Source organism: Streptomyces venetus, from assembly GCF_039540295.1.
GTDB lineage: Bacteria > Actinomycetota > Actinomycetes > Streptomycetales > Streptomycetaceae > Streptomyces > Streptomyces venetus.
The window spans coordinates 590,870-606,443 of sequence record NZ_BAABET010000004.1 but is presented as its reverse complement, the minus strand read 5'-3'; the positions used below and the strand labels follow the sequence as shown (position 1 = coordinate 606,443).

Annotated in this window: 12 protein-coding genes and 1 pseudogene; 5 read left to right on the top strand and 8 right to left on the bottom strand. The window is 71.0% G+C overall.

The annotated features are described in order from the left end of the window. Positions 1-8 precede the first annotated feature (8 nt). From ABEA82_RS16470 to ABEA82_RS16460, 3 genes are all read right to left on the bottom strand, one after another. Positions 9-2,840, bottom strand: coding sequence for a beta-L-arabinofuranosidase domain-containing protein (locus tag ABEA82_RS16470; RefSeq protein WP_345662228.1), 2,832 nt, complete (start codon positions 2,838-2,840; stop codon positions 9-11). A 122-nt stretch (positions 2,841-2,962) separates the two neighbouring features. After that, positions 2,963-3,658: an HAD family hydrolase gene (locus ABEA82_RS16465; protein ID WP_345662227.1), complete on the bottom strand. Its 696-nt coding sequence runs from the start codon at positions 3,656-3,658 to the stop codon at positions 2,963-2,965. A gap of 43 nt (positions 3,659-3,701) precedes the next feature. Beyond that, positions 3,702-4,178: an Lrp/AsnC family transcriptional regulator gene (locus ABEA82_RS16460; RefSeq protein WP_345662226.1), complete on the bottom strand. Its 477-nt coding sequence runs from the start codon at positions 4,176-4,178 to the stop codon at positions 3,702-3,704. A gap of 314 nt (positions 4,179-4,492) precedes the next feature. Between ABEA82_RS16460 and ABEA82_RS16455 the strand changes: the two genes are divergently transcribed. The 4 genes and pseudogenes from ABEA82_RS16455 (at position 4,493) to ABEA82_RS16440 (ending at position 8,307) form a co-directional block, all read left to right on the top strand. Then, complete coding sequence (locus ABEA82_RS16455) at positions 4,493-5,122, top strand: SMI1/KNR4 family protein (RefSeq protein ID WP_345662225.1); 630 nt, start codon at positions 4,493-4,495, stop codon at positions 5,120-5,122. A gap of 33 nt (positions 5,123-5,155) precedes the next feature. After that, positions 5,156-5,234 (top strand): annotated as a pseudogene (locus tag ABEA82_RS16450) (glycosyltransferase); the annotation flags it as partial. A gap of 466 nt (positions 5,235-5,700) precedes the next feature. Next, complete coding sequence (locus ABEA82_RS16445) at positions 5,701-7,179, top strand: FUSC family protein (RefSeq protein ID WP_345662369.1); 1,479 nt, start codon at positions 5,701-5,703, stop codon at positions 7,177-7,179. Positions 7,180-7,278: 99 nt separating this feature from the next. Next, positions 7,279-8,307, top strand: a complete 1,029-nt coding sequence (locus ABEA82_RS16440) for a lactonase family protein (protein WP_345662224.1) — start codon at positions 7,279-7,281, stop codon at positions 8,305-8,307. A gap of 150 nt (positions 8,308-8,457) precedes the next feature. Here ABEA82_RS16440 and ABEA82_RS16435 read toward each other — a convergent pair whose 3' ends face one another. After that, positions 8,458-9,381, bottom strand: coding sequence for a sirohydrochlorin chelatase (locus ABEA82_RS16435; protein WP_345662223.1), 924 nt, complete (start codon positions 9,379-9,381; stop codon positions 8,458-8,460). 111 nt (positions 9,382-9,492) lie between these two features. Next, positions 9,493-10,494: an N-acetylglucosamine kinase gene (locus ABEA82_RS16430; protein ID WP_345662222.1), complete on the bottom strand. Its 1,002-nt coding sequence runs from the start codon at positions 10,492-10,494 to the stop codon at positions 9,493-9,495. 266 nt (positions 10,495-10,760) lie between these two features. Between ABEA82_RS16430 and ABEA82_RS16425 the strand changes: the two genes are divergently transcribed. Beyond that, positions 10,761-11,438, top strand: a complete 678-nt coding sequence (locus tag ABEA82_RS16425) for a uracil-DNA glycosylase (protein WP_345662221.1) — start codon at positions 10,761-10,763, stop codon at positions 11,436-11,438. Between the two features lie 64 nt (positions 11,439-11,502). Here ABEA82_RS16425 and ABEA82_RS16420 read toward each other — a convergent pair whose 3' ends face one another. From ABEA82_RS16420 to ABEA82_RS16410, 3 genes are all read right to left on the bottom strand, one after another. After that, entirely contained in the window at positions 11,503-12,471 is a 969-nt protein-coding gene (locus tag ABEA82_RS16420; RefSeq protein ID WP_345662220.1) for a glycosyltransferase family 2 protein, read from the bottom strand. A 133-nt stretch (positions 12,472-12,604) separates the two neighbouring features. Beyond that, positions 12,605-13,033: a hypothetical protein gene (locus tag ABEA82_RS16415; RefSeq protein WP_345662219.1), complete on the bottom strand. Its 429-nt coding sequence runs from the start codon at positions 13,031-13,033 to the stop codon at positions 12,605-12,607. Positions 13,034-13,164: 131 nt separating this feature from the next. After that, positions 13,165-15,564 carry a glycosyltransferase gene (locus ABEA82_RS16410; protein ID WP_345662218.1) on the bottom strand — a complete coding sequence of 800 codons (2,400 nt, stop codon included), beginning with the start codon at positions 15,562-15,564 and terminating at the stop codon, positions 13,165-13,167. Positions 15,565-15,574: the final 10 nt, after the last annotated feature.

Below are 15,574 nucleotides of genomic sequence, written 5' to 3'. Positions count from 1 at the left end.
CCATCGGTTCAAAGCCGGTACGAGGCAGCGCCCGCCGTGCTCACCACCCGGTCGCCGTCGGCCCTGCTCAGCAGCCCGGCCGTCACCCACGCGCCCACCGTGGACCGCACCCGCGATACCAGCGCCTCCTTGTTCCGGAACGGCGCCCCGGCCCAGATCTCGTCCAGGAGCGTGGTGCCGTCGGCCTTCGCCGGGTTGGCGACCCCGGAGTCCCGGCCGCCGAACACGGCCTTCGGCTCGGAACGCCGGACGTAGGCGTGCGTCGGATCCTCCGTCCCCTCGGCGAACGGCGCCCACTCGATCCCGTCCAGCGTGAAGTGGAGCGGCTTGCCCGGCACCGGCGTGAGGGAGTGCGACAGGTCCCCGGACAGTCCCGCGTCGCGGTACAGCCCGACCTTCAGATACTCCGTGGCGGAGTCACGGGCGACCAGGTTGACCGGCCCGTGGAACAGGGTCTGCAAGGACGGGTCGTCGAGGGCCTTCTCCACCCGCGTCCGGAACGGCATGGCGATACGGACGGTGTCGCCGGCCCGCCAGGTCCGGGACACGTCGAAGTAGCTCCCGGGCCTCGGAGTGCCGGACACCGCACGCCCGTTGACGGTCACCCGGAACCCGGCGGTCGCCCACGACGGCACCCGCAGCCGCAGCGTGAAGGAGGCGCGCCCGCCGCCGAAGGCGAGCGTGCTGCCCTGCTCGCGGGGGAAGGACGTGGTCTGCGTGACCGTGATGCCCTTCTCGGCCCAGGTGAGCGTGGACGGGCTGTACAGGTTGACGTACAGGGCACTGCCGTCGGCCTGTGCGAAGTACACCGAGTCCTGGTACTTGGTGGCGCTCTCCATGCCGGTGCCCTCGCAGCAGGTCGTGCCCTGCTTGGGTGTGTAGTCCCGGACGTGACCGGGCGTCAGCCCGATGAAGTACGTGACGAGGGGCTTCTCCGCATCCGGCTTGTCCTGCTTGGAGCCGAGCACCTGGTTGTACAGGGCCCGCTCGTAGTAGTCCATGTACTTCGGGTCCTGCTCGTGGAAGAACAGGGTCCGGCTCAGCTTGAGCATGTTGTACGCACAGCAGGTCTCGGCGGTGGTCGCGCTGATCGTGCCCGCGATCACGTCCCGCGCCTTGAAGAACTCCTGGGTGCTGGTGCCGCCGATGCCGTACATGCGGTGCGGTACGACCATGTCCCAGAAGTTCTTCGCGGACGTGAGGTAGCGCTCCTCGCCCGTCTCGTCGTACAGCCGCACGTACCCGGTGAAGATCGGGATGTGCTGATTGGCGTGCAGCCCGTCGAGGATGTCGGTGTTCGCGGCGCACGCGTCGATCAGCCGGTCCAGGTCGAACAGCCGGGCCAGCGCGAGGTGTTCGGCCTTGCCGGTGAGGGTGTGCAGATCGCAGATCGCCTCGACGATGCCGCCGAACTCGCCGCTGGAGAAGATCCCCCACATGCGCTGGAGCGTGGACTCCGGCAGCTTCGACAGCCGGGAGTGCATCCAGTCGCACATGCCGGACGCGAGGTCCAGGGCCCGCTCGTCGTCCGTGGCGGTATACGCGTCGAGCAGACCCCTGAGGATCTTGTGCGCGGTGTAGTACGGGGCCCAGACCTTGGTGTAGTCGGAGGTGGTCCTGGACTCCAGGTCGATGAACTGCGTCTCCGGGTAGGCCGCGAGGAACCCGGGGTGGCTGGGCCCGCCCCAGGTGCGGCGCAGGGTGGCGGTCAGGTCCCGGCCGGAGGCGTCCGCGAAGGTGCCGCCCTCCGTCTCGTCGAAGGCGTACGACGCGAGGTCGCCCCGGCCGGTCGAGGCGTCGGCGGCCCGGCGGTCCTGCAACTCGGAGATCTCGGCGGCGGTCAGCGCCCGTGAGAAGACGTTGAACTCCTCGTAGGAGCCCGCGAAGACAGGGTCTGCGGCGTAGTTGGAGCGACCGAGCCAGTTGTTCTTCAGGGTGCCGAGGGCCGCCGGGGTGAGGTGCATCGCGGTGTTCTGAGCGACGGCCGTGCCGTTGACGTAGAGGGTGCCGGTGCCGTTCGCGAGCGTGACGGCCAGATGGCTCCACCGGTCGAGCGGCAGCGCGACGGTGCCGTCGAGCCCCTGCTCGCCGTCGGCGCCCGAGGTCGTGATGGCGAAGCGCGGCACCCCGGCCTGGTTGCGGGCGGCCAGGTACAGGTAACGAGTGGTGTCGTCGCCGAAGTCGAAGACACGGGTCCAGTTGGCGTCGTGCGTGGGCCGCACCCAGACGGAGAGGGTGATCGACGAGGCCTCGCCGAGCACGGCGGCCGGCAGATCCACGTACTGGTAGGAGCCGCGCACCTGGTCGGCGGCGCTCCCGAACTTCCCGGTGACGCTCAGCACCGCCGGATCACGCCGCAGCGCCGCGCGCACCTCGGTCAGCGCCCCGACCATGGTGCCGATCCGGTCGGCGAACACCTTCTCCTTCGTGCTGCGGTACGCCTGCGCCAGCATGGTCAGGAAGTGGCCGGTGTAGTGGCCCCGCAGGTTGCCGTTGGCCTCGCCGTCCAGCCCTTCCCAGCCGCCCGGCGCGACCGCGCCGCCCGTGCCGAGACCGGCGTTGGCGCGGAACACCTGGAGCAGCCGGTTCACGTCGTAACCGCGGGCGTGGTCCAGCATCAGCTGCCGCTTGTCGGCGAAGACGCCCCGGCCGAGGCTCACGTCCTCCAGACCGAACGGCCGTACGCTCCAGGCGGACGGGGCCTCGAGGACTCCCGCGGCGACCGCCGCCGCGGCGGGCGCGGCGGCGGCCCGGCCGGTCGCCGTCCGGGAGAGCGCGGGTACGGCCGCGGCGAGGGTCGCGGCCTGGAGAAGGGATCGTCTGGAGAGGGGCCGAGCCATGTATGCGCCTCCGCGGTGTCCACGTACTCATGTGTGTGGCCGAAATGTCGAACACTGTGCGAATGATCGACCAGACCCTAGGGAGGGGACGGGGGAGCGTCAACGGGTCGGGAGAGGCCAGTTCAGGAAAGACCGGCCGAGCGCACCAGCCACTCGTACGCCACCTGTGCCGTGAACTCCTCCTGGCCACCCCTCAGCAGCAGCCCGGCGGTGGCGAACTCCGGGGCGTCCGCCTGTGCCGGGACGTACGGGACGGCGATGCACCGCATGCCTGCCGCGTGCGCGGCGGCGGCTCCCGGGGCGGCGTCCTCCAGCACCACGCACTTCGCCGGGTCGGCGCCGAGCCGGCGGGCCGCCTCCAGGAAGACGTCGGGGGCCGGCTTGCCGTGTGCGACCTCGTCGGCCGAGACGACGGTCCGCAGGCGGGCGTCCAGACCCGTGCCCGCCAGGACCGCCTCTATGGCCTCGGGCGAGGAACCCGAGGCCACGGCCATGGGCACGCCCTCGGCCGCCAGCAGCTCCACGAACGCGCGCATTTCGGGGTACGCGCGCGTGGAGCTGCGGGCCAGCTCCAGATAGCGGCGGTTCTTGTCGGCGAACAGTTCCTCCACGGAGGCCCGCAGGCCGTACCGCTCCTTCCAGTCCGCGACCGTCTCCTGGGTGCTGATGCCCACGTACCGCTCGTGGTCCGCCCAGCTGAAGTCCGGGACGCCGTGCTCGGCGAGGGTCTGCCGGCCTGCCTCGTAGTAGTTCGGCTCGCTGTCCACGAGCGTTCCGTCGAGATCGAAGATGACCGACACGCCGCCGAGATTGCTCATGGTGGCAGCATGCCAAAGGCCGTGATCCGCAGACCGTGAGGGGTCAGGTCCGGGCCGCACGCCCGAGGGACTCCACCAGCGGAAGCATCCGGTGGGTGACGCGTTCGCGCAGGGCGACCTCGGTGCGGGTGCGGACGACCCCCGGCATGCTGATCAGCTTCTGGACGACGTCCTCCAGATGGGCGTTGTCCCGCGCCACGACCCGGGCCAGCAGGTCCCCGCCGCCCGTGATGGAGAACGCCTCGACGATCTCCGGCACCGCAGCCAGCGCGTCGCCCACCTCGTCGAGGTGGCCCTGGGTGACCTCGATGTGCACGAACGCGAGCACCGGATGCCCGAGCGCGGCGGGGGAGAGAGCCGGTGCCGTACCGGTGATCACGCCCTCGCGCTCCAGACGGTCGAGCCGGGCCTGGAGCGTGCCCCGGGCGACGCCGAGGATCCGGGCGTACTCGCGCACGCTCGTGCGCGGCTGCTCCAGCAGCAGCCGCAGGATGCGGGTGTCCAGCTCGTCCACGGGCATGGCGCGTCCTCCTCGTCCGTCGGCTCTGCCACGGCCGCCGCCCGGCCACTCGGGCTGTACCAATGGCCCAGTCTAGAAGATGCCTGTTGAGCCAGTGGTGCCCCGCTCATGGTCCGGATCCGGGGCGGAGCGGTTGCGGTTCGCCACCCGGGCCGTACTCGGTATCGCGCTCGCGGTCGCCGTGTGCGGCCTCGCCGGACATTCCCTTACGGGCGCCGGACTGTCCTGCACGCCACCACCGTCAGGTGGCCGGCACTTGGCTCACCTGGGCTGAAGCCCACCGCCAGATCAGAAGGACTCAGTAGGTTGGCGGGATGAGCGATCAATGGAATGTGGAGACGGCCTGGCGCCGCCTCACGGACTGGCTGGAGGCGAATGCCCCAGTCTCCTACGCCTCCTTACTGCCGCCCGCTCCGGAGCAGGCCATCGAGGCTGCCGACGCCCAGCTGAGGGATCACCTCAATTTCGGTCTTCCGGCCGAGCTGGGCGATCTCTGGCGGCTGTGTGGCGGTGTGGAGCACCAGTACATCGAGGCCAATGAGGAAGAGGGCGAGGTCGGCTCGGGGGCGTTCTTGCCCGGCGGGATCCTGCTCGGCCCGGCGGACGCGCTCAGGCCGAGGCTGCCCGAGATCGGCCGCGGCGACGTGTGGGGCTCCGCGGTGGTGCCGTGGCTGACCGGCGACGAGACCGGCCTCGAATCCGGGCACCATGTGGGCGCGGGCGGCGTCGGCTACTGGTCGCTGCCGGACGATCTGGCCTGCGACAAGCCTGGCTATCCGTCGATCGCCGCCTACCTCGAAGCCGTTCACCGCACGCTCACCGAAGGGCCGGCCGATGCCATGGGCCCAGATGTGCCCGGTCTGGTGTGGGGCTGCCTGACTTGGGATGACCCCGAGGCACCTCTGCTGGATGCTGCGCTGGAGCACTGGCGCCCCGTCCACTGAATGGCCCATGCCTTGGAGCCCTTGGCGTGCTGGGCACTGGCCGCTGTCGTTGTCTCGCGCAGCGGGGCGGGCGCCATCTCCGAGCTGACCGCGCTCGGCAAGCCGTCCGTCAGGGGTTGCCCGACGTCGCGCTCGGGGACCGCCGGAAGTAACTGCGGAACGGTGAACAGCCCGTACGGCCGAGCCGTCTCGGACATGAGGACTGGGCCCTGGAGGACTACCCCTTCGCGAAGCCGGATGTGGGGATCACCTATGCCGTCTGGTTGTCGTGGTCGATCCCAACCGTCAGGAGGCCAGCGTCGGTACAACCTGATCCATTGGCCCCTCATCGGTCACTGCCAAGGCTGATCAGCTGTGCCATTGGCACACTCATTGGCGCGACAGTTGAGCCAGTGGGGTCCGAGGTGGTTATCTAATGCCCTATCCATGTACTTGCGGCGCCGCGTAGCGCCGGACGGCGACGAGGCCGGGTCCGGACCGCGGTGCCTTCGTCTTGCCTGCTTGTTGTCCGCCACCCCGGACGACCGTGGGTAGGGCGCGTACCACCGCAAGGGGGGCGGCGCACCGCCGTGAAGAGGATGTTCGTGGCTCCGGACCCGGGGCGCTTGAGGCTGCGGAACGCGACCCGCGCTGTCATCGGTGTCGGCGCCGCCGTCGCCGTTTCCGAGCTCTGCGGGCTATCGCTCACCGCATCGATCACTGCGGGACTCGCGGCACTGCTCGCCCTCTTCACGGTCACCGATGCGACCGTCCGTGACCAGCGGATCACCACCGCCCTGCTTCCCATCGCGGGATTCCCCGTGCTGGCGCTTGCCACCACACTGCACGGCATCACCCCGGCTCGTGACGCCACGTTCCTGGCCGTCGTCTTCTGTGGGGTCTATGCCCGACGCTGGGGCCCGCGGGGTCACGCGCTCGGGATCTTCGCGTTCATGAACTTCTTCATCACGCAGTTCCTGCATGCGGTTCCCGCTCAGCTGCCCGAGCTCTGCACCGCTGTGGGCCTGGCCCTCGCCACGGCCGGCGCCACGCGATTCGTGCTCTGGCCCATCGAGCGTCGCACCCCACCTGCGGCAACCCCGCCGGCCCCGCCCGGCAGCGGGTTGGCGCGGCCCACCACCCGGCAAGCATTCCAGGCCACTGCTGCCTCGACTCTCGCGCTTCTGATCGGACAGTCGCTCTCCGCGGAGCGCTGGTACTGGGCCGTCGGTACCGTCTGGTGGATCTTCGTCAACACGGCTTCTCGCGGCGAAACCCTGGTCCGCGGTTTCCGTCGGGTCTTCGGAACCGTGAGCGGCATTGCCATCGGCTTGCTGGTCGCCATCCCGCTGCATGGCGCGCCCGCGCCGACGGCCGCCCTGGTCGCCGTCTGCGTCTTCGGCATCTTCTATACCGCCGCAGTCTCGTATTCCTGGATGATGCTGGCGGTGACGGTGATGGTCAGCTTGCTGTACGGCCTGCTGGGCGTGCTGGACCCCGGTCTGCTCGAGCTCCGCCTTGCGGAGACCGGTGTGGGCGCGCTGTGTGCCGGACTGGCCGTGATCCTCGTCCTGCCCGTCACCACGCACAGCGTCACCGACGCCTGGATCCAGCGGGCCCTGCGCTGCGTCCACGACTGTGCCGCCGAGACCGCCCGGCGTCTGGCGGGAGCGGCCGACGCAGACCCCGCCCCGCGGGTGGCCGAGCTGGAGCAGCTGCTCGCCCGGGTGCGGCTCTCCGTCGCCCCGCTGGTCCACCCCCTGAACCCGATGCTCGGCCGCAAGCGGCGGGCCCGGCACGTGCTCGCCCTGCTCGACGACTGCGCCCGGGAGATCCGAGGCCTGGTCTCCGTCGCCGCCGACCCGGAGGCCTCCCACGACGCCCGCCTCGCCGCCGCCTGCTGGCGCGTACAGGCCGCGGTCGAGGCGCTGACGGAGGGCGGGGACGTCTCGGCCCTGACGGACGACCCGACGGCGACCGAACCGGCCCTCGCTCATCTGCACGGCCTGGAACGGGCCCTGGCGGAGCTGGCCCGGCCGCTGCGTACGCCCTCGGGGTCGCCGTTGGCCGGTGCCTGAGCGGCGTCCGGTCCACCGCACCCTTGACCGTCTGGTCTAGACCGCGCATGATCGACTGCGCGGTCTTTCCGGGCGGCTCGGCGACGAGAGGGGACAGTGGTGGCGGACGGTGGCAGGCGACGGGCGTTCATCGGGTCGTTCACGGCGGCCGGCGGCCCCGGGATCGTCACGGCGGCCGTCGACCCGGACAGCGGTGCGCTGACCGTCCTCGGCGGCGTCAACACCGTCCCCGACCCGTCCTACCTGGCCCTCTCGCCCGACGGGGGCACGCTCTACGCCGTCAGCGAGACGGCCGAGGGCGCCGTGGCCGCCTACCGGGTGGACGGGGACGAGCCCGAGCCGGCCGGCCCGCCCGTGCCGGTCGACGGAAGCGGGCCGACCCACCTCGGTCTGTTCGCGGGACACGTCCTGACCGCCAACTACGGCTCGGGCAGCGTCACCGCCGTCCCCGTCCGCCCCGACGGCACCCTCGCGCGATCCGCCTCCGGCGTTCTCCAGCACCAGGGCGCGGGCCCGCACACGCCCCGCCAGCAGGGCCCGCACGCCCACCAGGTGCAGCCCGACCCGAGCGGCCGCTGGGCCGTCAGCGTCGACCTCGGCACCGACTCGGTACGGGTGTGCACGCTGGCGGACGGCGTTCCGGCCCTGCACAGGGAGACCGCCCTGCGGCCCGGCTCGGGCCCGCGGCACCTGGCCTTCCACCCGGACGGCTCCCGCGCGTACGTCGTCAACGAGCTCACGCCCTCCGTCACGGTCTGCCGCTGGGACGCGTCCGAAGGCGTGCTGACCCCGCTGACCGAAACCCCCGTCCTGCCCGACGCATCGGCCGTCGACGCCTACCCGTCGGGCATCGTCACCTCGCCCGACGGCCGCTTCGTCTGGACCGCCACCCGCGGAGCGGACGTGCTGTCCGTCCTGGCCGTCGACGGCGAGAAGCTCAGCCCGGTCACGACCGTGCCCTGCGGCGGTCACTGGCCACGCGCCCTCACCGCCTCCGACGGCTTCCTGTACGTCGCCAACGAACGCTCCGGCGACGTGACCTGGTTCGCCGTCGACCCGCACACGGGCGTCCCGGAACGCGGAGGCTCGATCAGGGTGCCGGCGGCGTCCTGCGTGATCCTCGGCTGAAGAGGCCGGGGGCGCGGGGGTTGTGTCGATGTGCGGCTCCGGCGCGTGGGCGCGACCAGTCACAACGCACCGCACCCGGCGGTCGACACACACACCGATGGCGAAGGCCCGCCCCCGAGACGGAGCGGGCCTCCACGGCCGACGTGGACGTCAGCGAACAGGCGTCCCCTGAACCTGCTGCGGCGTGATCCCCAACGCCGTCGTGTACTTGGCCAAGGCCAGCTTCCCGATCGCCGGGTACGGCCCGAGCGACTCCGCGGCGGAGCAGTCCGCCTCCTTCGCCGCCTCCGCGACCAGCCCCGGCTCGATCTCCGGGCCGATCAGATACGGCGCGAGGGCCAGCTGCTGCGAACCCGAGGAGCGCAGCTGGTCCGCGACGGACGCGATGGAACCCTCCTGGTCCAGGGCCGCAGCCATCACCGGCACCGCGAGGCGCGCGGCGAGCAGCATGCCGGTGATCCCGGCCGCCTGCACGGCCTCGTCACCGCCCACGGACGCCAGGATGATGCCGTCGGCGGCGGTGGCCACGGTGAACAGCCGCGCGCGGTCCGCGCGGGCCAGACCGGCCTCGGAGAGCCGCACGTGCAGCGCCTCGGCGAGCAGCGGGTGCGGGCCGAGGACATCCGTCAGCTCGGCGGCGATACGGCTCTCCATGACGGCCTGGCGGACCCGGCGCAGCAGCGCACTGTCCGGGCCGGCGAGCAGCGGCACGACGACGGCGACGGGCCCGTCGGGCTCCCTGACGTCCATGCCGGCGGCCCGAGCCTGCTCGAAGCGGGCGGTGCGCTCCTCGGCGGCGCGTACGAGCACGGTCCGCAGCGAGGGGAACTCCGCGTTGTCCCCGTCGAGGTACCCGATGCGGGCGTCGAGGCCGGGCAGCTCGGAGCGGGCGATGCTCACGACCTCTTCGGCGAGGCTGCGCGTGGCGCTACTGGGCGTGCCCGGCACGGCGAGGACGAGCGCGGGCGCGCCCTCGGGAGCCACCAGCGGCTCGGGACGGCGGTGCCGTCCGGGCTGGCGGGGTCGCGGCATTCGTACTGGCAGGCCGGACTCGGGTCCAGTGGGGGAACTCATGGCGCCGCATGTTACTGGTTTCTTGGGCTCCCCTGTTCGGGGAGGGGGCAGGTGAGCGGTATCCGTCCCGTTTTGTCTGATGAGTTACGTACGGATTGAGTTACGTACGGATCATGCGTGATCGGCTCCCTCACCCCACGTGGTCGTCACGCACAGCAGGGTCTCGTCACCCGGCAGAGTGAGCGGACCGGCGGTCAGCTCGGCCGCGAGGCGCACCGAGCCGTGCAGCGGATCGCCCTCGGCCGGCACCCGCCGCGCGTGCGGGAGCCGCTGCGCGAGCTCCTCGTCCAGAGGGACGAGGAGCGGGTCGCCCATCCTGAACAGGCCACCGGTGGCGGCGAGGCGGGGCTCACCGCCCGAAGGGCACACGGCCGCCGCGGACTCGGCCATGTGGCGGGCGGCCGCACGCAGGATGTCCGCCGCGACGGGGTCCCCGTCCGCGCAGGCGGCCACCTGAGGCGCGAAGGAGGCGAGGACGGCGGGCCGGTCCGGCCGCGGATACAGCGCGCCGGGCAGCCCCGCCACCGGCCCGAACACCTCCTCGGCGCACGCCAGCAACCGGGCCGAGCCGCCTTCCCGCCCGTCGTGGGCGCGCAGCGCGGCCTCCAGCCCGGCCCGCCCGATCCAGGCACCGCCCCCGCAGTCGCCGAGCAGATGCCCCCAGCCGTCCGCCCGGCGCCAGCCCGTCAGGTCGGTGCCGATCGCGATCAGACCCGTACCGCCGGCGATCACGGCACCCGGCCGGGGCCCGAGGGCTCCCACGTACGCGGTCACGGCGTCGGCGGCCAGCGCGACCCTCCGCACCCCGAACCGCCGGGCCAGGGCGTCCGGGAGTTCGGCGCGCAGCGCGTCACCGAGAGAGGCCAGCCCGGTCGCGCCGACGACGGCGGCGGTCAGGCGCACCGGCCCGGTCTCGTCGGTCAAGGCCCGTACCAACGGCACGAGTTGGGCCATGAAGTGCTCGGGATCGATGCCCCGGTCACCCGTGCGTACCGGCTCGGCGGACGTCCGCCGGGCCAGCGGCCCGCGCTCGGCGGTCCCCACCACCGCCCGGAGGCCGGACCCGCCGGAGTCCACCGCGAGGAAGCCCGGACCGCCCGACGCCCCGCTCACGGCAGGCGCCAGTACACCGGTCGGCCGCCTTGACGGACCAGCGGGAAGCGTTCAGGACGAAGAGCCGGCCGAGCGGGACGACCCCGGCGGAGTGGCTCGACCACTGGACGCGACACGTTCCCCTCCTTCCCAGTGGCCGACTGCGCGATGTGCCCGACCGACTTGAGGACTTCGACGAAGAGTGAAGAGTAGCGCCGAAAGAAGCCCTGGCGTGGGGGCTGTCGGCTTGTGCGGAGCTTCGCTGTGTGCCAGTAGAGTGACGCGCTGTGGCACCACGACCCTTGTATGAACTCGTTGAAGCAGGCTGGGCGAAGGCCCTTGAACCCGCGGCCGAACGCATCACGGCGATGGGAGACTTCCTTCGGGCCGAGATAGCGGCCGGCCGGACGTACCTTCCGGCCGGGGAGAACGTCCTGCGGGCCTTCCAGCAGCCGTTCGATGACGTCCGTGTCCTGATCGTCGGTCAGGATCCCTATCCCACACCGGGTATGGCGATCGGGTTGAGCTTCGCGGTGGCGCCTGAGGTGCGCAATGTGCCCGGCAGTCTGGAGAACATCTTCAGGGAGCTGCACTCCGACCTGGGGCTGCCCAGGCCGTCCAACGGGGACCTGACGCCGTGGACCCGGCAGGGCGTGCTGCTGCTCAACAGGGCGCTCACCACCGCCCCCCGCAAGCCCGCCGCCCACCGGGGCAAGGGCTGGGAGGAGGTCACCGAGCAGGCGATCCGGGCGCTGGTGGCACGGGGGAAGCCGCTGGTGTCGATCCTGTGGGGGCGCGACGCGCGCAATCTGCGGCCGCTGCTGGGGGATCTCCCCGCGATCGAGTCCGCTCATCCCTCGCCGATGTCGGCGGACCGGGGCTTCTTCGGCTCCCGTCCCTTCAGCCGGGCCAACGACCTGCTCGTGCGGCAGGGCGCGCAGCCGGTGGACTGGCGACTGCCGTGAACCTCGCGTCTGCCGCGGGGGCCCGGGAGGCACTGTGGTGGCCCGGCCGACCCGGGCCACCCTGTCAGGCGGAGGAAGCCGCCGGGGCAGACTCTCGCTCCGGGACTGACGGGCCGGCCATGCCGCTCTGAGCGGCCAGCGCCTTCTCCAGTCGCCGGATGTGGTAGTACTGCACCCGCGTGGTGCGCTGCAAGGCCATGACCGCGGAGAGGAACTGGTCCATCTCGGCGGCCCGGGTGAGGATGTCGTCGGGCACGTGCTCGTCCGACAGACAGGCTTCCGCGTCCTGGGTGAGCACGGCTTGTGCCCAGCCCCGGGTGATGGGCTTGAAGAGGTCCGGGTGGTTGGCCACGATCCGGGCCCGGATCGCCAGGTCGTTCTCGGCGGCTTCCAGGTGCAGCCCGGTGTCCTTGTTGCGGGCCCCGAACAGCGGTTCATGGATGTGGTGGGCGTCGAAGCCGTGCTCGACGCAACCGATCCAGAAGTCCCAGTCCTCTCCCGCCCGCATGGTCTCGTCGTACCCGCCCACGGTCTGCCACGCTTCACGGCGGTACAGCGAGCAGTAGAACATGATCAGTCGCTGGAGCAGCAGTTCTCTGCTGTAGGCGGGCAGAGGCATCGCCTGCGGGGGCAGGTCGTCGTCGGTGAAGGTGAACACATCGGTCGAGGCGATGGCGATGCCGGGGTCGCTGTCCAGTACCTCGACGGTTTTCTCCAGCATCGTGGGCGCGATCATGTCGTCGGCGTCCAGCGGAAGGATGTAGCGGCCGGTACTGGCCTCGATTCCGGTGTTGCGCGCGGCGGACACCCCGGCATTTGCCTGTCGGAGCAGCCTGATGCGCCGGTCGGGGTGGCGGGCGACCAGGTCCTGGGCCACCTCGACGGTGTCATCGGTGCTGCCGTCGTCGACGATGACGAGCTCCCAGTCGCGGAACGTCTGTGCGAGGACGCTGGAGACGGCCTCGGGCAGATAGCGGGCGTAGTCGTGGCAGGGGATGACCACCGAGACCAGAGGGTCGGATCTGTGGGGCATGCGCCGTCTTTCGCTTCGGAACGGAACAGGGCGGAGGGGATCCGGGGTACGGGCGGCAGGATTCCGCGACGTCGGGCGCCGACGCCCCCCCCCGGGCCCTGATCCCAGGACCCCGTCGCGGGCCGGCCGGATGTCAGCTGGAGAGCAGTTGACGACCGGGGACGTGGTCGTCGTGGTGGCCGTGTCCGTGCTCCTGATGGTGCCCGTAGTCACAGATGGTCACGTTGCCCACCGGAGTGCAGCAGTGGCCGTAGTCGGTGACCGTCATGTTCCCGATGGGCGTGCAGCAGTGGCCGTACTCGGTGACGGTGATGTTGCCGATGGGCGTGCAGCAGTGGCCGTAGTCGGTGACGGTGACGTTCCCGATGGGCGTGCAGGGGTGCCCGTCCCCGGAGGTGAGGACGGCGCCGCCTATCTGCTGCCCTTGGTGCGTGTACGGTGCCGACGCCGTCAGCGTGTCCGAACCGAGGGCGGCCGCATAGGCCGCCTCAGCGCTGTTGAGCAGTCCGGCGGTTGCCAGTGCGGCAGGCAGGGCCAGGGAGGACATGACACGGGCTTTCACGGTGGAGCCTTTCCTTCGGGGACTGGGAGTCGCCCTCTGCCGCTGGTGAACGACGAGGCAGGGGCAGCAGCACCACCGTAGGATTTCATTACTCAGTGTGCCATTACGGATACTCCATGTGAGCTACTCGGTCAGGATGGTGCCATGGCCCCGATGTCCGCCACGTCCGTGGCGTGGTGGGGGTGCAGCACTTCCAGGTCGGGTAGCGCCCAGCAGGAAGTGCCCATGTCCCGGGCCATCGCGGCCAGACCCTCGGTCTCGATGAGGTGCTGGTACGGGAAGGAGGGGAAGACCAGGCCGTCCCGGTGGAGGTCGGCGCGTACCAGCAGTGCGGTGCCGCCGACCGAGTCGACGCGGACGAGCCCCTGCCCGCGCAGTGCGTCGAGGTACGTGCGGCCGAACCCCCTGGGTGGCTGCAGAATGCCGTCGCGCAGCCACTGGGACCAGTTGAGCGTGCTTGCCTTCGGGTGCAGGACGAATGTGTTGAGGTCGTAGGTGGGTCCACCGGCCGTCGTGGCACAGTGCGGGACGACGATGTCCTTGCGCGCGCCGAGCAGGCGCTGGACGAGATCGGCCGGGTAGCCCGTGACATCCACGTCGAGCCACAGCACCCACTCCTCGTCGTCGAGGGCTCGGGCGAGCAGATGGTTGCGTACCCTGGCCAGCACCGATCGGCGCCGGCGCTGGATGCCGGGTTCCCATCGGGGACCGGCCAGCTGGAGGCCGAAGTCACGGTGGACGAGGGTGACCCGCCGGTACTCCGCCTCGAGGCCGGGCAGGACCTGCCGGAGCAGATCCGGAGTCATGTCCGTGCTGTCGCCCTCCAGCAGGCCCAGGGAGATCGCCTCACGCGGGTAGTCCAGGGCGCGAAGGTTCTCCAGATAGCCCGGCAGGAACGCCGTCGCGTCCTTCAGAGGGGTGAGCACCAGGACCGGGGGACGCTCACTCGCCGGGCCGGGGGCGGGCTCGGGGGCCTTCCGCGCGCTTCGCTCGGAGGCTCGGGCGGCGGGGTGGACCTCAGCGTGGGCGATGTCCTCCGGCTCGATCGGCAGCCGTGTCGCCATCGCGAGCAACCGCTCGGCGTATGCGCCGGGTTCGGACCAGACCTCGGTCGCCACCTCGAAGTGCTCCGCGAAGTGGGCCTCGTGGAACGTATTGCCGCCATGACACACGTACGTGTACAGCTCGGGTGCGTCGACCGACACCACCCGGCAGGTGCGGACCACTTCTTCCGCCACCGGCGTGTCCTCGCCCCGGCGCAGTGCGGGGTAGCGCGGGAGACGGTCCTTGGCGCACACCATCGACCCCTCCCATACGCGCGCGCAGGAGATCGCGAGCTTGTGGCGAGCGGGCCACCACAGCCGCTCACGTGCGAGGAAGCAGGCGTCCGCGCCGAGTGAGGCAATGGCCGCCATCTGGGTCTCGACCCGCTCCGGGTCGTACAGGTCGTCGTCGTCCCACTGGCACACGTAGGGGCCGGTGGCCAGGCTCACCGCCTCGTTGCGCAGTTCGCCCAGCGGCCGCCCTTCCGGGGGGAGCCGGTGATGGCGGATCCGGGGGTCGCCCAGTTCGCGAACGTACTGCTCCAGGGCGTCGTCCGTGCCGTCCTCCACGACGACCAGTTCCAGACTGGGATACGTCTGCGCACGGAAGCACGTGATCGCCCGGCGGGCGGTGGACGAACGGTCCTTCGTCACCATCAGGCAGGACACCGTCGGCGCCGGCGCGCCCGAGGCCCAGCGACGGCGTTGCGCGTCCAGGTTGAGGAGGCCGTCGGCGACGGGGTGCAGCTCCTGGCTCGCCCAGAAGGGGAACCGTTTGCCGACCGAGGCCCGAGGAGTCCCGGGGACGTCGCGCACCCAGCTGCCGGACCAGTGGTGCACGGCGTGCGCATTCTCGTAGTCGGCTTTCTGGGGACCGAACAGCTCTGCCGCGTAGGGGCTCACCTCGGGGTACAGGACCTCCGGGCCGAGGATCGTGATCGAGGCGGGCTCCGGGGCGCTGTCGATCGCTCTGCTGAGGAAGAAGGGGCCCGTGGCGTCCAGAGCACCGGTCATTCTGTGGGCGCCGACCAACTGGCGGTGCACATGTGCCCAGAAGGGGTGGCCGGGCCGTGACGCGATGAACGCGTTGCCGACGATGCGGCTGAGTCCGCGCTGCCGGGCCAGGAGCAGCTGTGTGTGCGCCTGGGGCTCGCAGCCGAGGACGAGTTCGTGCCCGTCAAGGATGTCGTCGACCGGGCTCAGGCACTCGAAGTCCAGGTCCACGTAGAGCCCGCCGAAATGGTCGAGCAGGAAATAGCGAATCGCGTCGGCCCGCATGATCGGTTCCGCGTAGCCGTCGTAGACCGGCAGGAACCATGGATAGTGCTCCTGGAGGAATGCGCGATTGTCGGAGTCGGTCCACAAGCGATAACCCCAGTCGGGGTGATGCAGGCGCCATGAATCAGCCCATTTCTTCCAATGGGCGGGTACATCGGCGTCTTTCCAAGTCTGGTGAATCAAGGGGGGAATCTTCTGCTGCGTCCGCATTAACGCAGTA